Genomic DNA, 20,246 nt, shown 5'->3' on the forward strand with positions numbered 1-20,246 from the left:
GAAGGAGGCAACCGGAACATTCCGGTTGCCTCCTTCTTTTAGTGCTATTCCCCTTCCTTTAGCTATTTTTTATTGCGATACAAATAGATTGTCAACGGAGCAAATATTGCCGTCATAATAACCGATACCACAAGGACCCATACCACTTGTTCTATTGTTGAAGTGCCGTGCATCGCACCTCGGACAGCCGTGGCAAGAATCGAGATCGGATTGACTTCAACAAAGCTTTGGAGCCAAGAGGGCAAAGTTCTCGGATCGACAAAAACGTTACTGACAAAAGTTAATGGAAACAATACCATAAAACTGATCATCATTAGGGATTTTTCGGAGCGCACAACTAGACCGACTGCCGTCCATATCCACGAAAAACTGAAAGAGAATACTAAAATCAACATGATCGCACCGAATATTCCCGTTACTCCACCTTCCGGACGGAAACCGAGCACAAATCCAAGGCCGATCATAATGGCCGACGCCATAGAATAGCGGACAACATCAACAAGCAGCGCCCCGACTAATGCGGATGGCAGCCAGATCGGCAAGGTCCGGAACCGGTCAAAAATTCCTTTACGGATGTCGTTGTTCAAATCAATGCCGGTGTACATTGTAATCTGGGACACGGTCATAACAAGGATCCCCGGGAGCAGAAACTGAAGGTATTCAGCGGTAGACCCTGCAATCGCGCCACCAAACAAGTACGTAAACATCAGCAGAAAGATAATCGGAAATACAGTTACATCAAACATCTGCTCGGGCACATGTTTGATTCGCAGTAGCGCCCGTGTGGCAAACGTAAGCGTTGAAGCAAGGGCACCTGGCGGTTTTGGTCTTTCGCTTGATGCAATAGAATCCTGCAATTGAATCTCTTGAGTCCTGCTGCTGTTTTGTCCAATGAAATCGGTCATGCTGTTCCCTCCTCAGGCTTCGATTCTTCCCCGGCTGTATGTCCAGTCAATGTAAGGAACACCTCATCCAGGCTTGGCCGGCCGAAGGAAAAGTCGCTGATCACGATCCCTTCTTTTGATAAATCGCTCAGAGCTTCCGCAACAAGCCCTGAGTTGTCGACCTGTGCAGATAATAAGGTTGCATCTCCTGAAACGTGGACTGGTGCGGAAAGCTTCTTCTCCAGTAAATCTACTGCCATTTTATGATCTGCAGCATCAACAAGCTGAACATTCAGCGTCCCGCTGCCGACCGATGCCTTTAACTCACTACTCGTCCCTTCCGCAATAATTTTCCCGTGATTGATCACTGCTATCCGGTCTGCCAACTGGTCTGCTTCATCCAAATATTGCGTTGTCAGTAAAACTGTCGTGCCAGAATTTACGAGCGCGCGAATGATATCCCAAACTTGGTTGCGGCTCCTCGGATCGAGTCCGGTTGTCGGTTCATCTAAAAATAGCAGATCCGGAGTCACCACGATGCTTGCAGCAATATCAATGCGTCTGCGCATTCCTCCTGAATAATTTTTTACCTGGCGTTTCGCCGCCTCTTCCAAACCAAAGGCCATTAGCAATTCAGCGGCCCGCACTTTTGCCGCTTTTCGTTTGTAGCCCATCAATCTAGCCATCATGACGAGATTTTCCATGCCGGTCAAATCTTCATCAATTGATGCATATTGCCCGGTCATACTGATGCGGCTTCTGATGGCATCGCCTTCCTTGCTAAGATCATGCCCAAAGATCCGTGCGCTTCCTCCGTCTGGTTTTGTCAGTGTAGCGAGCATTCGGATCGTGGTTGTTTTGCCGGCTCCATTCGGCCCTAAAAAACCATAAACAGTCCCTTTTCGGATCGCTAAATCTACTCCGTCTACTGCTCGGTGCTTGCCGTATATTTTCACAAGTCCTTTTGCCTCAATCGCCCATCCAACTGTGTTCTGCTGTTCTCTCACATCACGCACGTTTTTCACCCTTTCCATCCCAATTGATTAGCGGCTTGAGCATCGGTATGTAAGATCTGAAAATAAAGAATGAGTGTATGTATGTTAAAGACCACCTTTACAGAACATGTGTTCTATACTTTTTAAGTTCCCTTGATTCGATAAGTTAAACCTCATGTGCAGTCGTATTCGAGTAATTTTTTATAATTCAGCATTCGAGTTGTCAAAGGACTTTTAAAATTCTATATCGAATTCAATACTAACAACTAAAGGAGGATGGATAATGACGAAAAACTTTGACGTTTTGACAGGCGCGGAACCTTTTACAGTTGAGGGCGGCCGTATCGGAATCTTGGTTTCCCACGGATTTACAGGAACAACACAAAGCATGCGGCCGCTTGGAGAGGCATTCGCCAAAGAAGGCTACACCGTTTCGGTTCCGAGGCTAAAAGGACATGGAACGCATCACGAGGAAATGGAGCAGACAAGCTATCACGATTGGATCACTTCCATTGAAGAAGCATTCACCTGGCTGAACGAGCGCTGTGATCAGGTTTTCATGGCCGGCTTGTCGATGGGTGGTACACTTGCGCTTTACATAGCTGAAAATTATCCTGACATTCGTGCAATTTCCTTAATCAATGCTGCAGTTGATGTGCCTTCAATGATCGCTGTGAACGATTTGCAGGATGTGCGATTCTTGGATGCGATCGGATCTGATATCAAAAAGGCCGGAGCTAAGGAACTTGCTTATGAAATGACACCTGTCGCTTCTGTGAAACAACTGCTGACATTTATGGCTGAAGTACGCGCCAATCTTCATAAAGTTCGCTGTCCGACAATTCTTTTTGTTTCACCGGAAGACCATGTGGTGCCAGCCAATAATGCTCAAATCATCTATGATGAAATAACTTCCGAAGAGAAAACCATCATTGAGATGCCAGACAGCTACCACGTCGCTACACTCGATAACGATCAGCAGCGAATCATCGATGAGACGCTGGCTTTTTTCAAGAAATACGAAGCACAATAACAGTTGCAGGAAAACCATCCCTCAACAAAAAAGCGAGATCCTGAAGCGGATGATTAACTTCATCCATCCTTTAGGTCTCGCTTTCTCTTATACACGTTTGCTTCCAATTGAACACTGCGGCTTCGCTTTAATGATCAGAAACTGTGGTCTTTTCATCAGGCGGCTATAGCTCCCCGGAGACTGTTCCTTGAATTTTAAAGTCGGAAGCGGTTCGATTACTTTCTCGATCGAGAAACAGGAGAGCGTTTGGTTCATGATTTCGCTAAGCGGCCTTCTGTAGTATGGAACATCAAAGATTTTCCCTTCTTTGTTCCATTGATCAATGATCAGTTCTGTAGAAAAATAATGTGCTTTTTCTAACCTATTGATTTCAGTCAAGGGGTGATGGACCGAGAACAGGAACATGCCATCTGGTTTAAGAATCCGATGAAACTCCCGGAATGTCTCCTCCCATTTTTCGAGGTAATGAAGGGTCAAAGAACTAACGATAACATCAAATGAAGCTGTTTGAAAAGGAAGTTCCTTTTCTAAATCCATACAAAGTATTTCCGCATTGTCTCCAATCCGCCGCTTTGCAGACAGAACCATTTCAATGCTAATGTCGGCAGCAATCACGTCCGCTCCCCTATCGATCAATTGCTCTGTATACCATCCGGCAGCGCAGCCGGCATCAAACACCTTTTTGCCGGACATAACGTTTGGAATATGCGCAAGCATAGCTGGCCTCTCATATTCGCTATTAAAAAGGCTGGTTGTATCTACCGAGTTCTCGTAGATAGATGCCAGCTGGTTGAAAGTATCTGCTACTTTTTCTTTCATTGGCCACCTTCTTTTCCAGGAGTTAACTATTTTCATATTATATCAAATCTGCTGCCAGTTAAAAAAGTTTGGTATAGATTGAAATCATATGGATTTATTTTGGCATACTTTCAGATGGAAGTTGTATCCGGCTCCAAAGGAATTTTTGCACAGAAAACGGACCCTTTACCGCTTTCACTCTCTACCGTTATTTCTCCTTTATGGGCCGACGCAATCGTTTTCGCGATAGACAAGCCAAGGCCAAACCCGCCTTCTTTTCTGGAGCGGACTTTATCTGTCCGGTAAAAACGTTCAAAGATTTTCAGTTGTTCTTCGGGCAGAATGCCGATTCCGGTATCTTTTACAGACAAGATAAACTCATCAAGCTTATTGCTGCTGTGCTTCTCCAAAGCAATTTCCACATGCCCGCCAGGTTGTGTATACTTTAAGGCATTATCTGTCAGTATATACATCAATTGAGCAAGTTTGTCGCGATCCCCGTAGACTACCATTTTTTCCGGCGCCACTAGTTTTAACGCAATTTGCTTTTCACTTCCAATTTTACTGAACGATTCAATCATCTGTTCTGCAATCGGACGAACATCGAAAAGCTGTTTTTTAAGCCCTGCCGCATCTTGTTCGGCATCAGATCGGGCAAGGGCCAGCAATTCCGTGATCAGTCCCGACATCCGTTTAACTTCATGCTTCATGGTACCAAGCGTTTTCATCATGAACTGATTTTCTTTATCCGCTTCCATGCCCAACACTTCTACTCCGGATAAGATGACACTAAGCGGAGTACGGAGCTCGTGGGAAGCGTTTGAAACAAAGTCCTTTTGCGAATTATAGGCTATTTCGATAGGTTTCAATGTGCGTCTTGCCATCCACCGGCTTAACAGGACACCCATGACGGAAAATGCAAGAGCAAAACTGACAAAAACGACCACGATCCATTTGATGATGCTGCTGTAGAACGCGTTATCAACCGCCATATACAACATAGCAATCCGCTGGCCTTCATGGATGATCGGCCGTGCCAGGACCAAAACATCCATATCGATATTTTTGTATTTTTCATAGAGTGGATCATTTTTCGATATGTTGATCGCCATTCGCCTTACTTCTATCCCGTCGGTTACCCAGCCTTTAATAAGTGCCACATAATGGCCGTGGAGCTCATCATTTTTATCCTGGTTGATGATAAGGTGCCCATCATTTTCCGTAAGGTAATAAAACACTTGATTTCCCATCAAAGAGCGGTGTTCCTGTTCTCTCCATGCCCCGCCGCTGCCAATGAGCGCCCTTTCAGCCATGCTGACTTCACGGTCTGAAAGCAAACGAAGCGCCTGCTCTTGGTCATTTGTGATAACCATATAAAAAACAAAAAGGGTCAGGGTAACAAAAACTGCCAGGAATGATGTTAGAATGATGCTGTAGAAAAGGGTCAAGCGTTTTCGCGTTTGAACAAACACAGTTTTTTCATTTTGCCCCAAAAGGTTAAGTTTTCTCAATCTTGTACCCAACACCTCGGACAGTCTCAATCAAACTCACTCCTTCTTTCGTATCAATTTTTTTCCGCAGCAATTTTATCGTTGCATCAATGGTCTTCATTTCCACTTCAGTATCAAATCCCCAGATCCGGTCGAAAATCATTTCCCTTGTCAGGACTGTGCCACGATTTTGAATCAGCAGGTCTAATAGCTGAAACTCCCGAGGAGTCAAGTTGATCCGCTCATTAGCGCGGAATACCGAGCGTGCCGTGCGATTCATCTCGATTCCGCTTACTTTCAGAACTTCTTCCTGCAATGGAGAATAAGTACGCCGCGCTAAAGCTCGGAGACGTGCCCATAACTCTTCTATTTCGAATGGTTTTGCCAAATAATCATCAGCACCCGCTTCAAGCCCTTCAACCCGGTCCATTAATGCGTCTTTGGCTGTAAGCATTAACACTGCTCCCCCGTACCCTTTTTTCCTCAGATTTTTGCATATGGAAATCCCATCGCCGTTTGGCATCATCCAGTCCAGAATGACAACATCATAAAAGGATGCCATGGCAAAGTGAAAAGCGTCTTCCCCTTCTGTCACCCAATCGACCGTCTTCGCACCTTTTTTTTCCAACAAGTGAACGACTAGTCCGCCAAGCATCTCGTCATCTTCTGCCAATAAAATTTTCACAGCGAACATCCTCTCCTCAAGAAAATTGGTTTACTGTTAGTTCATCATATGAATGTTAAAAAGAGATTAAAAACTTCTTCAAATAAATAATTTTAAAGTTAGGGTTTTGTTGGAGCAACATAAACAAGCTGCACCAGGTCGAAATTGGGTGCAGCTTGACCATTTTGTATTTTAATCCAGTGCACCGAAACAGCGCTTCAGTTATATCAATTGATCCTTGCTATCAAGCCGGAAGCAAGAAAGATTCCTGTCCTGACGCAATCAAATTGCGCCCATCTGTTGAAATAACTTTTAGCGTATTGTTGATGGTTTCAAGTGTCTGGTGCAAATTTTCAGAAACAATATTAAACCTTCCCAGCATCTGGCCATAATTTCCAGAAGCCTCCACGTTATCTCCTCGCTCTTTCAACTGAATGAACGACAGAACTTCAGGCATTGCTAAGATGCGCTCGAGACCGATAATATCTTTTACTGTTCCTTCATTAAGTAGTATGGCCAAATTGCACGCAGGAATTTTTGAATAACCGTTATCAAATTGCGCTATCGAATAGGCATTAAGCTCACCCCCTATCGTGAAGTCCAGCATCATTTTCAGTAAATTAATGCCAGTCTGTTTTTCTATGATTTGGTAGTGCTGTTCACCGCTAAGGCGAAAGCCCATTTCATACAGATAAAAGCGTTCTTTTTCAATGAGAGATTGGATAAAAAGAACGCCGTTCTCTATTCCCATACCGCGGATCATATTTCTTACTTTCGCATCAAGCACCGCCAGATAATGATCAAGATGCTGAGATGGAAAAATTGTCGCTGTCGGCAGCGGCGGATGTTCATCGGATAATTTCTGTACATAGCGGTCGGTAACGGCAGTCAATACCACTTTTCCGCCTTTCACTGTATAATACATTTCCACCCCATGGGAATTATCGATAAATCGCTCGACAATGACTTTTCCGGTTTTCGAGCGCTGCCGGGCTTTCTCGTATGCTTTTTCCAGTTCTTCCTTTCCATAACAGACTGTAATGCCTTGGCTCGCGTAGCTGTCAACCGGCTTGACGATCACTGGAAATTCGATTGTCCGGCCATCAGAGGCATATACAAGTTCATCGATATTATATTCTTCAATCACAGGAACGCCGAAGCTTCTGCAAAAGTCTTTGAAACGGTCTTTGTTCGAACAAATTTCAAGCTGCTCTTTTGTAGCATAATGCGGTAAACCAAGCCGTTCGCATAGTGCCTGTGCCTGCCATGTATTAAAGTCATCAAAAGCATTGAACACACCATCAATTTTTTCTTTTTCCGCCATGTTCACTAGCGATTCGATGTCATCTGTGCTGATATTATAGGATTTATCCGCGAATGATTTTGCAGGAGCATCCGGTTCCCTGTCTGTGACAATTGTATACAGCCCCATCCGGTTCGCTGTTTTCACTACATCATTCATATGGGTATAACCGCCAAGAATCAATATCTTCTTCATTGGGCATCGCCTCTTCTTCATCGAATTAGATTCTATTTGATACTCCTTACTATAATGAGCTTTGGTGAAAATTGAGTGAAAATTCATTTAGATTCGAAACTTTCTAAAAAGTTTTAGTTGATTACACAAATTAATGGATATATAAAATTACCTTGATGTAAATTGCTGAACCTTTTCCGAAGACAAAAAACTTTGGCAAGTATAGCTCCATGTTTATTCTTAAAGACAGTCTATATCACTTAATCCAACAGCTTTCGAAACTTCCTTATTTGGAATTCTTATAACGATAATAACAAAAAAATGCGTTTATGATAAAAAATAGTCTTTTTTATTCACAGACAATTTTGACTTTTTAACATATACTTTTTGTATAAAATTATAGGAAAGGAGGTGCCCTTTATGAGTAAACTGTTCAGAGTGTTGATCGTTTTCTTGATGGCTCTTTCATTGCCTATGACAAGCGCTTTTGCTCATAACAACTACGGAAAAGACTATGACAGGCATCATGGCAAAGACACACTTGTAGCTCTAGGAGATTCCGCTCCATTCGGTTATAGTCCGCACCGCAATAACGATCGTCCGGCCAAATATGCTTTTCCTTATTTGATTGGAGCGAAAGCCGATTTGAAGGTACAAAATTTGGCAGTTCCCGGCTGGAAGACTGATGACCTTCTCGATGCTTTGGATACAGACAAAAGATTCCGTCATGCTGTGAAAAAGGCCGATTACGTGATACTCAACATAGGCGGTATCGATTTTATTGAACTATTGAAAGCCGCCCATGCCGAGAGCCGCGGAGATAACAAGCTTTTCCACAAACTACTGGCACAAAAGCTGGCCAACACTGATGTTTTCGATAACCTTAATGAAATCATTAAAGAAATACGTTCTCTGACAGATGCGCCGATCGTCTTGTATAACCTTTACAACCCGTTCCAAGTTAAAGATCCGTTCCACCAAGTAGTTGACCGCTATCTTCCACAGATCAACGAAGGATACAAAAAGCTGGCGGATTCCAACAAAAAAGTAAAATTAGCCAACGCTGACAAAGCTTTCGGTGACAATCAGGCAAAATACGTTTTTCCAAAAGATGTACACCCGACAAAAGCCGGTCATGTGAGGCTCGCTAAAATCGGCCTTCGTGCCCTAAAGCATGAGTATTCTCATCATCATCACCATCATCACCATTAATGCAAAAACTGCCGTCCTGAGTTAAAGGACGGCAGTTTTTTTGCTGGCAAGTTTTTCTCACATACTAAAAACCAATGGCGGCACTCCTTGGTTTTCTTATGCTGTTCATTTAAAGGGAAAACAACCAACAAATTGCTCTAGCATTCTAGCCCAATGGCGTTTCCCCGTATAAATCCCATAATAGCGGAAACCTTTCGCGCAGCCCTTCTTCGTCATCTTCATCCCAGTCAAATTCCATGATCGGCTGTTCGTAAGCATCCCCTGACAACTTCCAGTACAAATCAAGGTATGCCTCTTGTTCCTGTCCAGTCTTTTCTTCGTATGCCATGCTGGCACAATAGAGAAATTCTTCGAATTCAGGAACTTCTTCTTCTAGCTCTTCTAAATAAGGAATGATGCTTTCCGGATTTTGAATAGCCTTTTCGTACCGTTCTTTTCCAAGGAAAAGGAGCCACGCCCGGAAATAATCAAAAGAATCATCTGAGCAGCCGCCCATAATAATATATGCAGCAGCCCATAAATTCGAGGTATAGGATTTATTATAGTTCTGGTTAAAATGGTAATCGAATCGAATAATGTCGTTGAGTGGTTTTTTCGACAGCTGTCCGACAAGCCATTCCAGCTGTTCCTCCCAGTCCTCTCCTTTTTTATGAGCCGAGGAAAGAAGCTCCCAGAACTGGTCCTCTGACATGCCAACTTCTTGGATGCCTTCTTCTTTCTCGCTTTCACTATAACCTTTTTTCAATTTCGACTGGATCAACTTGTTCGCTTCCTTTAGGCAAGCTTCTTCAGAATCGAATTCCTTGGTGTTCACCGAACCCATTGTACCGATTTTTCCATATGAAACGATAAAGCCATTGCCTTGAACTTTTATTTTCCAGAACTTATTTGAAGAAACGGTCTTGTATACCAGCAGTTTTTCCACTTTAGTGTATCATTCCTTGCTTTCTGACTTATTGCTTGTGAAGCCATTTCCGCTTTGCTTGTCTAATGAATTAAAACTATATTCTTGTATGTATCGAACAAGTGGATTTCAAATAATAAGACAGCCACCATAAAATAAGTTCATTTTAATGGCGGCTGTCAAAGTTGGTTTTTAGTATAAATGGAATTTAACGCTCACAAGCAATCAGATCTTTATCACGATCTTTTGATTTATTTGCATCATAAAGTGCTTTAGAAACGAAAGGTTTGTAATTGGTTTTTCCGCCTTTGTTCTTTACACTAGATGTTCTAGCTACTCCGCCTTTATAATCTTTGTTCAAAGCTGTGCAATTCGCATAGACTTTCACTTTAGCATCAACCGACTCTACTGGAGCAGCACTATAAGTAAAACTGAAAGCAATAGTAGCAGACAATATGGCCATTGTTATTTTTTTCATCATAATCCCTCTATTCGCATTTATTGAAGTCTTTTTTGGAAGAAGATATGAAAACTATAAACATTTACCAATTAAAAGACTTTATAACTATAACAGAATTAGATAAATAAGCCTATAGCAAAAAATCAAAATTTTAACGTTTTATGTTATTCTACCTTTTTCTATACCTGTTTAATGAATCTCTATATATCAGATTTAATATTATATAGTTATTCTGATGCAAGAGACTTTTTGTCTCATAACCCATTGATTTTTTGTTCTAATCCCCCTCTTAATCTGAAAAAATAAAAACTAATATGAAAATGGATACAGCTTACAAAATGATGATATTATTAATTTTTGATTTTAACTCAAATGCCATAGTGCATAAAATACTTCCTCTATGTACAATAATAAAATGATTACTGTACCTAGATATAAAACTGGTTGGTTCGAGGAGGTGTATCAGTGCAAGCCCATTTAGTGTATAAGAGCAGCTATTCAAATAAGTTTTGGAAAATTGCAGTGGCAAAAACTTCATATGCTGTTACCTACGGAAGAATCGGCACTGTCGGAACAGTAAGAGCAAAAGAGTTTCCTTCCCCAGAAGCCTGCAAAAAAGAAGCGCATCGGCTCATTCAGTCAAAGCTGAAAAAAGGTTACCGGCCGGCTGTAACTATTCAACATGAGATAGAAGAAAGCACAATGACGGAACCCTACTTCTGGCAGCTAGTGGCGTTTTGCAAACACTATAGCGAGGATCCTTATAAACAGAAGGAGTGGCTTGTTTCTCATTTATCCCAACGATCCGTAATTGATATTATTAGTTTCGACTCCTTTTTAAATGAGCATTACTCCAAGTCGTACTCAAGCAATCTTTGGGCTGCCGCATATATTGCCATGGGAGAATGTTCCGGTGAAGGCTTCGATAGTTTTAGAGCTTGGATGCTTTTTTCAGGAAAAGAAGTATATTATAGAGCGATTGAAGACCCGGAGTCGCTCCTTCCCCATCTAAAAAAGGTGAAAGGACAAGAAACAATCCTGCAAGTGAAAACTTTGATAGCAGCAGCAAGTACAGCTTACAATGTAAAAACCGGCCATAGTTATGGCGAGTATAGAAAACTATATGCTCAATTGATGGCTGAAGATTTCAGTCTGCCTGAAATTGATATGACCTGGGATGAAGATAGAAAAAATTGTTTTAGCAACCTATTCCCTGGGCTTTGGAAAGCTTTTAGTAAAAATCCATTATGATGCCGAAAATGTTATAAATAGAATTCTTCTTTAATTAAAAGTACATTATTTTATTATTCGTCCAGTTAAGTTTCTTACTAAGGAGATTCCTCCTTCCATCTTATAAAGTAGATTAAAAGAGTCAAGACCTTCAATTAACTACTTTCTCCAAACAAGGCAGCTGAATTTTAGCCATTATTCGATCCCTGCCTTATAATAAAAGAATAGTTCGTTGACATTCGATCAAGATCAGCATTTTCGGCGAATCATCAAATACTAGTTGAGGTGATGTCTTTGAGAAGTGGAAATCCTAGCTTAAAAACCGAGGCATTTGAAAGATTTGAGGACGTAGGCACAGGTCGAAACATGACCATTATAGGAACCGTAAATAGAACTTTTATTTTGTTATTGCTTCTACTTGCTACCTTTGTCTATTCCTGGAATCAGTTTGTCACCAATCCGGCTAGTGCAATGCCGCTAGTTCTTGTAGGGGGGATCGGCGGGTTCCTTGTAGCTTTGGTGACAATTTTCGTTCCAAAAATCTCGCCATTTACAGCTCCTGTTTATGCTTTGTTGGAAGGTTTATTCCTTGGGGCAGTTTCCGCCAGGTACGAACTTCAATACGGCGGAATCGTCTTCCAGGCGGTGCTTCTTACAATTGCCGTGTTGCTTAGTTTGTTGGTTGTTTACAGATCTGGCCTCATAAAGGTCACACATAATTTCAGATTGGGCGTTGCCGCTGCCACTGGCGCTGTCTTCGTGGTGTACCTGGTTTCCTTTATTGGCCGCTTTTTTGGGTTCCAAATTCCACACTTGCATGAAGCAACCCCTCTTGGCATTGCGATATCAGTCATCATTGTTATTGTGGCCGCCTTGAATCTCGTTTTGGATTTTGACTTTATTGAGAATGCATCAAAGAGGCGTACCCCGAAGTATTTCGAATGGTACGGTGCATTCGGGCTGCTGATTACCTTGATCTGGCTTTATCTTGAAATTCTCCGTTTGCTGTCCAAGTTGCGCAGGTGATCACGAAAACGTCCTTCGGGGCGTTTTTTTTGTTGCAAATGTAGTAGCAAGAGATAGTTTTAGAGAACTTCAACTTCGCTAGGACCACATTCACATAAGTTTTTATGCGTTTTTTAATGCATTTTTTCCATAGTGGTGTATTATAAAGACTAGTATTTTTTTATAAAGTCTTATTTAAAAGGGGCAACTAGATATGCACAATAAATTTGCAAAAAGAGCGTGTTCCATCAAATCCTCTGATATGCGCATCATCTTGACTGCGGGGGAGCGGCCAGAATTGATTTCGTTTGCAGGCGGACTTCCAGCCCCAGAACTGTTTCCAATTGAAGCATTAAAAACGGCAAGCGAAGCGGTCCTGACTGAAGAAGGCGCGGCTTCTCTTCAATATAGTGCAACAGAAGGCTACCTCCCGCTCCGGCAGGCTATCGCCGGACGAATGGAAGCAATCGGCATTCCGGCAACATTGGATCAGCTTATGATCACATCCGGTTCCCAGCAGGCCATAGACCTTACCGGCAGGCTCCTGCTCGATGAAGGGGATACGATCATCTGCGAAAGCCCGACTTACCTCGCTGCAATCAATGCATTTAAAACATATGACGCTAATTTTGTAGAAGTGGAAATGGACGAGGACGGAATGATCATGGAGATCTTGGAAAAGCGCCTTATGGAAAACCCTCATGCAAAATTCATTTATACTATTCCTGATTTCCAAAATCCGTCTGGCCGTACACTGAGCCTCGAAAGAAGAAAACGCATGATCAAGCTTGCCAAGCAATATGACATGATCATTCTAGAAGATAACCCGTATGGCGCCATCCGGTTTTCCGGAACTCCTATTCCGCCGATCAAGCAGTTTGACACGGACGGCCGCGTCATTTACTTGAGCACGTTCTCAAAAATTTTCGCACCAGGACTCCGGTTGGGCTGGATCTGCGCCGATACCGTGTTCATCGAAAAATACATAGGCCTGAAAGAGTCTGCGGACATGCATTCTGACGGCTTTGCTCAGCGCCTGACGGCAAAATACATGGAACAGAACGATATTGATGCGCATATTGAAACCATCAAAGAGGTCTATAAAGAGCGTTGTGCAGTCATGATCGATTGCATCGAGCAATTTTTTCCGAAAAGCGTCTCTTTTGTAAAACCGGAAGGCGGCTTGTTCCTCTGGGTAGAGCTTCCTGAATCAATGGATGCCCGCAAAATTTCGTTAAAGTTGTTGGAAAGCAACGTCGCGGTAATTCCCGGCGCCGCCTTTTTCGCTGGCAACGCTCAGACGAATACGCTGCGCTTGAATTTCTCGAACACACCGGAAGAACGCATCAAAGAAGGCATGAAACGCATGGGCGAAGTGCTGCAGCGTGAATTGAACGAAGATGCATCTACCACTGAACCAATGACACTGTAAATTCTTGCTTTGAAGTTTACTGAAAACCACAAAAAGCAGCTTTAATCTTTGAGATGGAGCTGCTTTTTGTCTGTTCTTTTTTGTACAGGCATTAACCTTATCTTAACTAATGCCAAACGATTCCAATAAAAAACGAAAAGGCGCTAGAGCTCTAGCGCCTTTTCATTTCTATTTATTGGAAAATCCCACAAATGCTCTACAGTTAGTTCACCATTTGTTTCCTTAAATTCAATTCAGCCGTAAGCTCGATAAACCACGCTTCATCTCCTGTTGATAACGCCAAGTCGATCAAAAATTCCAGCTGTTCTGTATCTTTTGTCTGCCCTGTTGGCACACTTTCAACTTGCTTAGCCGACATTGGAATGGTTTTTCCAATCAGCTCTTCATTGTCGCTCTTAACCACAGTCACATTCACTGCTTCTTGGACCATGCTCATGGAATCAATAAACCCGATGATCAGTTCGCCGTGGCGGGAAATGCCTTTAACCCAGTCGCTAGTTGTTAAAATCGCTTTATTATTTACCATAGGTTTGCACCTTCTTTTTTTAGTATCGTCTTAGCAGAATCCATCCGGTCCACAAGCCATGCCCTCGAAAAGGACTTTCGGCTTTTGCTTTTTCAGTTCATCTTCAATGATCTGCTCGATGGTTTCTTTCGAATGGATACCGGCAATCGCGGTATCGCCAATCACAAACGTTGGAACTGCCGTAACGTTCGCTTCTTGATAAGCGTGCTTGAGTGCTTGCTGATGAGCTTCTTTATACTCGCGCGTTTCAAGTGCCTCGCGGTATTCTTTTTGGTCCAGCCCTACTTCTCCTGCAATCCGAGTCAATACATCAATATTTCCAATATCGAGCCCTTGTTGGAAAAACGCTTTGAGCATTCGTTCGTTATATATTGTTCCTTTTCCGTTTTCCTTGGCATACTGAAACCCTTCAAAAGCTAAATGGGTGTGCGGCTGAGGTGAAACATCCGGCAGGACAATATCAATTCCCATATTTTCTGCCATCGGATAAACTGACTGTGCCCAGGTTGTTTGGAGGTAATTCTCCTCAGGCCGCAGCGTCGGGTTTGGTTCAGGACGAAGTTCAAATGGCATCCATTCCACTTCCACGTCTTTCCCCTTAATCGCTTCTTCAAGCGGCTGTTCTGCTAAAAAACAGAATGGGCATACGTAGTCAGAGTATACTTTTACCTTTATAGTCATCGTGAAAAACATCCTTTCAACTGCTTTGAAAACTTAAATCATCTTACAGTATTTTAGATATATTATAGAAAGAAATCTCTGAAAGCATGGCAACTACCGATAATCTGGGATCCACAATTATTCTTTAAAAGATTTTCAGGATATATTTTTGTATCCCGCAACAAGACGTTGTTTAAACATTTTATAGCGTCTTTATTGTTGCTAATTAGAATTTTACGCCTGCCCAAATGAGATTACAATTTATTTGCTTTTAATTCGAGATATACTGTGGATGATCATCAAACTGCTGTTGCGTCCTAAGTTATTAAAGACGCTGTAAAGATTTTAGAGCCTGTAATACAGCTTTGAAAATGGAATGTAGCTTTTTTGGGCTTCAGACCCAGCTCATTTTTCTCATCCTTAATAAATTTCTATTCCATAAAGATTTCTTAGTATAGCAATTATGCTGTTCCAGCAATTATTATTAACTAATAAAATTAAAGCGCTTTCATTCTAGTTCTTTAATTTTCCTTGTATCCCTTAGTTCTTTTAGACATTCATTAATTTGACATAATCGGCCTCTCTTAACCGGTTACTATTTGACGAAAACAATTAAACCTATATAATAATTAGTATAAAGTAGAAACGATTGTTACAGAAAGAGCAGCTTCCTTAAGGCGAGCGCATCACTCTGCAACAATCGAAATATTATATTTGGAGGAATTCTAGTCATGTCATTGATCGGAAAAGAAGTACAACCATTTACAGCACAAGCATACCAAAACGGTGATTTTATCGAAGTTACTGAACAAAACCTTAAAGGCCAATGGAGCGTAGTCTGCTTCTACCCAGCAGATTTCACATTCGTTTGCCCGACAGAACTTGAAGATCTTCAAAACCAATATCCTGCCCTGAAAGAACTTGGCGCTGAAGTATTCTCTGTATCAAGAGACTCTCATTTCACACATAAAGCATGGCACGATTCTTCAGAAGCAATCGGCAAAATTACATACGCAATGATCGGCGACCCGGCACATGTCCTTTCCCGTAACTTTGATGTATTGGTTGAAGAACTTGGCCAAGCAGACCGCGGAACATTCATCATCGACCCAGACGGCATCATTCAAGCTGTTGAAATCAATGCAGATGGCATTGGCCGTGATGCAAGCACACTCATTAACAAAATCAAAGCAGCTCAATACGTACGCAACAACCCAGGTGAAGTTTGCCCGGCTAAATGGGAAGAAGGCGGCGAAACACTTAAGCCAAGCCTGGATCTTGTAGGCAAAATTTAAGGAGAGCGATAAAAGATGGCACTTGATACAGAAATAAAAGCTCAATTAAATCAGTATCTTCAGCTTCTTGAAAACGACATCCTGCTTCAAGTAAGTGCAGGTTCGGACGATGTGTCGAAGGAAATGCTGGCTCTTGTCAACGAGTTATCTTCCCTCTCATCTAAGATCACAGTCCAAAAAGCTGAACTGGAAAGAACGCCAAGCTTCAGCATCACGCGCCCTGGCGAAACGGCTCGTGTAACGTTTGCCGGTGTGCCGCTCGGCCACGAATTCACTTCTTTGGTATTGGCTTTGCTGCAAGTAAGCGGACGTGCACCAAAAATCGATCAAAATGAAATCGATCAAATCAAAAAAATCCAAGGCAACTTTCACTTTGTAACCTATGTCAGCTTGACTTGCCACAACTGCCCTGATGTTGTGCAAGCATTGAATATCCTGAGCGTGCTGAATCCGAATATTACGCACACGATGGTCGATGGCGGTGCATTTAAAGAAGAGGTAGAAAAGAAAAATGTCATGGCTGTGCCTGCCGTATTTTTGAACGGAGAGTTTTGGAACGGCGGCCGCATTTCACTTCAGGAAATACTTGCGAAGTTGGGTGAAGGCTCGAGTGCATCGGACTTCGATGACAAAGACCCGTATGATGTTCTTGTAGTCGGCGGCGGACCTGCTGGAGCAAGTGCTGCAATCTACGCGGCCCGAAAAGGAATCCGGACAGGAATTGTTGCAGAACGCTTCGGCGGACAGGTTCTCGATACATTGAGCATCGAAAACTTCATCAGCGTTAAAGCTACGGAAGGACCGAAACTTGCATTGGCTCTTGAAGAACACGTCAAAGAATACAATATCGACGTCATGAACCTGCAACGTGCCAAAGGGTTGAAAAAGGGAGACCTTTTTGAACTGGAACTTGAAAACGGAGCAACGCTTAAGAGCAAATCCGTCATCATTTCAACAGGCGCCCGCTGGCGGAACGTCAATGTTCCTGGCGAGCAGGAACTGAAAAACAAAGGCGTGGCTTACTGCCCTCACTGTGACGGCCCGTTGTTCGCAGGAAAAGACGTAGCCGTTATCGGCGGCGGCAACTCCGGCGCAGAAGCGGCGATTGACCTTGCGGGTATTGTAAACCATGTCACGGTCCTTGAATATTCTTCAGAAATGAAAGCAGACCAAGTGCTGCAGAATCGCCTTTACAGCCTGCCAAACGTAACGGTTGTCAAGAATGCTGTGACGAAAGAAATTACAGGTACCGAAAATGTCACTGGCATCACTTACACTGACCGCGAAACTGGCGAAGAACACCATGTTGCATTGCAAGGCGTATTTGTCCAAATCGGCCTTGTACCAAATACCGAATGGCTGGACGGCACCCTTGAGCGCAACCGGATCGGTGAAATCATCACAGATAAACGCGGTTCCACGAACATACCTGGCGTATTTGCCGCAGGAGATTGCACAGACAGCGCTTATAACCAGATCATCATTTCCATGGGATCGGGTGCAACAGCATCACTAAGTGCTTTTGATTACCTGATTCGGACGCCGGAACTTGTAAAAACTGAAGAGCAGAAAGAGCTTGCTTTGACTGCTAAATAAAAAAGTCTCGATTTTATTTAGCAGAATTTTTACCGACCGACCAACCAACAAAAAACATCTTTTCTTACTCAGTGAACCACCCTCCTATCTAATTTTGATAGAAGGGTGGTTTTTGCTTTTATTCTTGGCACATCGAAACTACTTTGTCTATCAATTTCTTATTCGCCCTGATTGAGGTAGAATTCATCGGCGCAAATTCCGGCAATCCGGCTGCTGCTGCAAGGAATCCCCTTTTTCTTGAACAAAATTTTACGTTGTAAAAATGACGTTTTGCCATCATCATCAATAATCAGACCAAACGTCTTTAGCGAGTTAGTAAGTTGTTCCAACATATGATCAATCACACGGTCTGCCCCGAAGGTTTTCCAGTACTTTACCGTCCCTGGGAAACGGTTTTTAACTTCCTGAAGTTGAAGAACTTCCTGTAATCTGTATTTGGTATAAACGCTTGCTTTTATGAAAATCACCCCCCATTTTTTAGAGAAAGATTCGCTTGTTGAAACTGGAGTTAATATGCAGGTGCATCATTTCTTACAGGCACAACTGCTTCCTCAGATTCATTAAACCCTTTCCGGATGAGCCAAACCGCTAAGGTTATTTCATAAACCGCAATCGGCAGCGCCAACAGCCCCCCTAGAATTGAAACTTGTTGAATGGCGCCGAACAGGACCAGCAAGGCACAGATAAAAACAAGTATGGCACCCGTTATGCCTAAAAGAGCCAGAGCCGAAGGTACAAGTTTCGATTTAAAAAAGATAAAGCTGTACATGATCGTATTGATGCCAAGGAAAAAAAGCGGCCCGAGCATGAAGGTCCAGTCATGTATGGCAATCAAGGAAATTCCGACAGCTTGAAATGCGGCGGTATCGGGAGCGCTTGCCGCTGCAAATTCACGGCTTACTGTCAACAGAGCAAGCACACTGACTATTCCTATCGTGATGACAATTGCTTCTAGAAACCGGAAACAAACGTGCAAAAGTGCAATGGTTTCATCATACTTTCTTAATAAAGGAAACATGGCTGTTGCTGTGCCGATTGCTGACACCACAAGAATCAGCTCCATGAACGCACCAAGCAGCACTTGGTTGTCATGGTTTGAGCCTTGATTCAAATAATCGGCGCTATTGAGGATCGGATCATATAACAGAACCCCTGCTATTGCAGAAGCTGCGGCAAGAAGAAACAAAACTCCGATTAGTTTTGCCGTTCTTTTAGATGATTTCATTTTTCTCTTCCTTTCCACCCTGCTTTTTTGTGGCACTGCTGCGCAAATTAATGGGACAAATACCTTTCTGCGTGCATGTTCTTTTTTTGGAAACTTCCTATTTCTAGTTTCCAGGTCAGTCTATTCTCGCTGGGACCAAAGCGAATATCCGAGCCATGCAATGCCAATTCCCATTGGCACCGCCATTAAACGTGCTAGCTCATGCGGGAGAACGGCAGCGCCCAAAGAAGCCACAGCTCCGAAAGCGAAGGCGGCCGCCGCCCAGCGCGACAGGATACCGGCGCGGAACGTCGCGATGCCGAACAGAAAACCTCCGAACAGATATAGCATTCCGGCTACCGGCGCAACCGTTGCAAGGGCTCCAAGATCGACTTCAGTTGCGGCTCCACTGAAAATCCCCAGAAAGCCTTCCACAAACTCCGGTGCGTCTGCCGCTACGAGCGGTATGATTAAGGCTTCGGCGAAATTAAAGGAAGCTGAGAGCACCAGAAAAAGGCTGAACAAAAGATAACCGGCAAGGCCCAGCCATCCTGCCTTCTCCACTTGTCTGGCGTAAATCCCCGTTAGGCCCAGCAGCCAGAAGAGGCACATCGCAAAGGTGATATAATGGACATTTGCCCATACGCCGGTCGTGACATTCGAAAGAAGTTCGGATGGATGGATCAGTTGAATGAGCATGAAAAGGAAGCCCGCCGCAATGGCCGATAATCCTGCTCCCCGAAAAAGTGCCGAGGAGGTTATTTTCCCTTTGCTTTCTGATTTGGCAATGGATTTTTGGTTAACATCTGCTTGCATATTTTCTTCATAAACTGAAGCCTGGCGATGTGTATTCATGTGCTCATCCCCTTTACGATTGGTGTTGGTTGCCATGCGGCAAGTTTTCCTGTTTCGGTTCAACCTGAAAAACTGAAATCAAGGGAAGGCCAAGATCGCGCACTTTCCTTAAATGGCCATGCAATGCTGCCTGGTCAGCCACCGGACCGGTGAGGATGGTTGTTCCGTTGATTTCGCGAGTAAATGTCAAGCCATCAAACCAGTCGGTCCACTTGTCATCCAAGTGCCCTTTGAGTCGGATTTCATATAGCCCCGGCTTTTGGTAATCATCTAGAGATTTGAATATGCCATTCATTTCGCCCCTCCTTCTCATTGGTTATAAATTGTGCTCTTTGCTTGATTTAAAGATACACAAGTATCAGGTGAGGACACATCACCACATATGGTGATTTATGTGGTGATTTATTACATAAGAACGATGTAAAGCAAAAAGGAGGTACAGTAAAAAAACAGCACCGAAACGGCTAGACTGATGTCTGCCCATTTCGGTGCTGTTCAAATATGCCTAGGTTGGAATAGAGGTGTT

Annotated in this window: 21 protein-coding genes; 7 read left to right on the forward strand and 14 right to left on the reverse strand. The window is 43.1% G+C overall.

Annotation, left to right across the window (positions count from 1 at the left end; genetic code table 11):
* Window positions 1–62: 62 nt before the first annotated feature.
* Together B0H99_RS00350 and B0H99_RS00355 are read right to left on the reverse strand one after the other, a co-directional pair.
* Window positions 63–905 (reverse strand): ABC transporter permease, encoded by an 843-nt coding sequence (locus tag B0H99_RS00350; protein ID WP_106531634.1) that lies wholly within the window; start codon window positions 903–905, stop codon window positions 63–65.
* Window positions 902–1,909, reverse strand: a complete 1,008-nt coding sequence (locus tag B0H99_RS00355; RefSeq protein WP_425440371.1) for an ATP-binding cassette domain-containing protein — start codon at window positions 1,907–1,909, stop codon at window positions 902–904. Before B0H99_RS00355 ends, B0H99_RS00350 begins: the two co-directional genes overlap by 4 nt.
* Before the next feature lie 253 nt (window positions 1,910–2,162).
* Between B0H99_RS00355 and B0H99_RS00360 the strand changes: the two genes are divergently transcribed.
* On the forward strand, window positions 2,163–2,912 hold the full coding sequence (locus B0H99_RS00360) for an alpha/beta hydrolase (RefSeq protein WP_106531636.1): 750 nt from the start codon (window positions 2,163–2,165) through the stop codon (window positions 2,910–2,912).
* Between the two features lie 87 nt (window positions 2,913–2,999).
* Here B0H99_RS00360 and B0H99_RS00365 read toward each other — a convergent pair whose 3' ends face one another.
* The 4 genes from B0H99_RS00365 to B0H99_RS00380 form a co-directional block, all read right to left on the reverse strand.
* Entirely contained in the window at window positions 3,000–3,731 is a 732-nt protein-coding gene (locus B0H99_RS00365) for a class I SAM-dependent methyltransferase (RefSeq protein ID WP_106531637.1), read from the reverse strand.
* A 110-nt stretch (window positions 3,732–3,841) separates the two neighbouring features.
* The gene (locus tag B0H99_RS00370) at window positions 3,842–5,251 is read right to left on the reverse strand and encodes a sensor histidine kinase (protein ID WP_181313527.1); all 1,410 of its coding nucleotides are present in this window, start codon (window positions 5,249–5,251) and stop codon (window positions 3,842–3,844) included.
* Complete coding sequence (locus tag B0H99_RS00375; RefSeq protein ID WP_106532006.1) at window positions 5,208–5,885, reverse strand: response regulator transcription factor; 678 nt, start codon at window positions 5,883–5,885, stop codon at window positions 5,208–5,210. The genes B0H99_RS00370 and B0H99_RS00375 overlap by 44 nt, the downstream gene beginning before the upstream one ends.
* Before the next feature lie 223 nt (window positions 5,886–6,108).
* A complete protein-coding gene (locus B0H99_RS00380; protein ID WP_181313528.1) occupies window positions 6,109–7,362 on the reverse strand; it encodes an ATP-grasp domain-containing protein in 1,254 nt (417 codons plus the stop codon).
* A gap of 399 nt (window positions 7,363–7,761) precedes the next feature.
* Between B0H99_RS00380 and B0H99_RS00385 the strand changes: the two genes are divergently transcribed.
* Entirely contained in the window at window positions 7,762–8,553 is a 792-nt protein-coding gene (locus tag B0H99_RS00385) for an SGNH/GDSL hydrolase family protein (RefSeq protein WP_106531640.1), read from the forward strand.
* 145 nt (window positions 8,554–8,698) lie between these two features.
* Here B0H99_RS00385 and B0H99_RS00390 read toward each other — a convergent pair whose 3' ends face one another.
* Together B0H99_RS00390 and B0H99_RS00395 are read right to left on the reverse strand one after the other, a co-directional pair.
* Entirely contained in the window at window positions 8,699–9,478 is a 780-nt protein-coding gene (locus B0H99_RS00390; RefSeq protein ID WP_106531641.1) for a DUF4240 domain-containing protein, read from the reverse strand.
* A gap of 187 nt (window positions 9,479–9,665) precedes the next feature.
* Window positions 9,666–9,935: an excalibur calcium-binding domain-containing protein gene (locus B0H99_RS00395; RefSeq protein ID WP_181313529.1), complete on the reverse strand. Its 270-nt coding sequence runs from the start codon at window positions 9,933–9,935 to the stop codon at window positions 9,666–9,668.
* Between the two features lie 447 nt (window positions 9,936–10,382).
* Between B0H99_RS00395 and B0H99_RS00400 the strand changes: the two genes are divergently transcribed.
* From B0H99_RS00400 to B0H99_RS00410, 3 genes are all read left to right on the forward strand, one after another.
* Window positions 10,383–11,168, forward strand: a complete 786-nt coding sequence (locus B0H99_RS00400; RefSeq protein WP_181313530.1) for a DUF4240 domain-containing protein — start codon at window positions 10,383–10,385, stop codon at window positions 11,166–11,168.
* Between the two features lie 273 nt (window positions 11,169–11,441).
* Window positions 11,442–12,173, forward strand: a complete 732-nt coding sequence (locus tag B0H99_RS00405; protein ID WP_425440372.1) for a Bax inhibitor-1/YccA family protein — start codon at window positions 11,442–11,444, stop codon at window positions 12,171–12,173.
* A gap of 193 nt (window positions 12,174–12,366) precedes the next feature.
* Window positions 12,367–13,584: an aminotransferase-like domain-containing protein gene (locus tag B0H99_RS00410; RefSeq protein WP_106531645.1), complete on the forward strand. Its 1,218-nt coding sequence runs from the start codon at window positions 12,367–12,369 to the stop codon at window positions 13,582–13,584.
* A gap of 202 nt (window positions 13,585–13,786) precedes the next feature.
* On the opposite strand, the gene B0H99_RS00415 is transcribed toward B0H99_RS00410, so the two are convergent.
* Window positions 13,787–14,110, reverse strand: coding sequence for an IDEAL domain-containing protein (locus B0H99_RS00415; protein ID WP_106531646.1), 324 nt, complete (start codon window positions 14,108–14,110; stop codon window positions 13,787–13,789).
* Window positions 14,111–14,140: 30 nt separating this feature from the next.
* Window positions 14,141–14,791: a DsbA family oxidoreductase gene (locus B0H99_RS00420; RefSeq protein ID WP_106531647.1), complete on the reverse strand. Its 651-nt coding sequence runs from the start codon at window positions 14,789–14,791 to the stop codon at window positions 14,141–14,143.
* A 710-nt stretch (window positions 14,792–15,501) separates the two neighbouring features.
* On the opposite strand from B0H99_RS00420, the gene ahpC reads away from it, so the two are divergent.
* Both ahpC and ahpF read left to right on the forward strand, forming a co-directional pair.
* Window positions 15,502–16,065 (forward strand): alkyl hydroperoxide reductase subunit C, encoded by a 564-nt coding sequence (gene ahpC, locus B0H99_RS00425; RefSeq protein ID WP_106531648.1) that lies wholly within the window; start codon window positions 15,502–15,504, stop codon window positions 16,063–16,065.
* A gap of 15 nt (window positions 16,066–16,080) precedes the next feature.
* Window positions 16,081–17,661: an alkyl hydroperoxide reductase subunit F gene (ahpF, locus tag B0H99_RS00430; RefSeq protein WP_106531649.1), complete on the forward strand. Its 1,581-nt coding sequence runs from the start codon at window positions 16,081–16,083 to the stop codon at window positions 17,659–17,661.
* A 158-nt stretch (window positions 17,662–17,819) separates the two neighbouring features.
* Here the strand turns inward: ahpF and B0H99_RS00435 are convergent, their stop codons facing one another.
* The 4 genes from B0H99_RS00435 to B0H99_RS00450 all read right to left on the reverse strand — a co-directional run bounded on the left by B0H99_RS00435 (window position 17,820) and on the right by B0H99_RS00450 (window position 20,015).
* Window positions 17,820–18,128, reverse strand: a complete 309-nt coding sequence (locus tag B0H99_RS00435) for a hypothetical protein (protein ID WP_106531650.1) — start codon at window positions 18,126–18,128, stop codon at window positions 17,820–17,822.
* 41 nt (window positions 18,129–18,169) lie between these two features.
* Window positions 18,170–18,886 carry a DUF4386 domain-containing protein gene (locus tag B0H99_RS00440; protein WP_106531651.1) on the reverse strand — a complete coding sequence of 239 codons (717 nt, stop codon included), beginning with the start codon at window positions 18,884–18,886 and terminating at the stop codon, window positions 18,170–18,172.
* A gap of 120 nt (window positions 18,887–19,006) precedes the next feature.
* On the reverse strand, window positions 19,007–19,720 hold the full coding sequence (locus B0H99_RS00445) for a hypothetical protein (RefSeq protein WP_245894318.1): 714 nt from the start codon (window positions 19,718–19,720) through the stop codon (window positions 19,007–19,009).
* A gap of 13 nt (window positions 19,721–19,733) precedes the next feature.
* Complete coding sequence (locus B0H99_RS00450; RefSeq protein ID WP_106531652.1) at window positions 19,734–20,015, reverse strand: hypothetical protein; 282 nt, start codon at window positions 20,013–20,015, stop codon at window positions 19,734–19,736.
* Window positions 20,016–20,246: the final 231 nt, after the last annotated feature.

The organism is Planomicrobium soli, from assembly GCF_003014655.1.
Lineage (GTDB): Bacteria > Bacillota > Bacilli > Bacillales_A > Planococcaceae > Planococcus > Planococcus soli_B.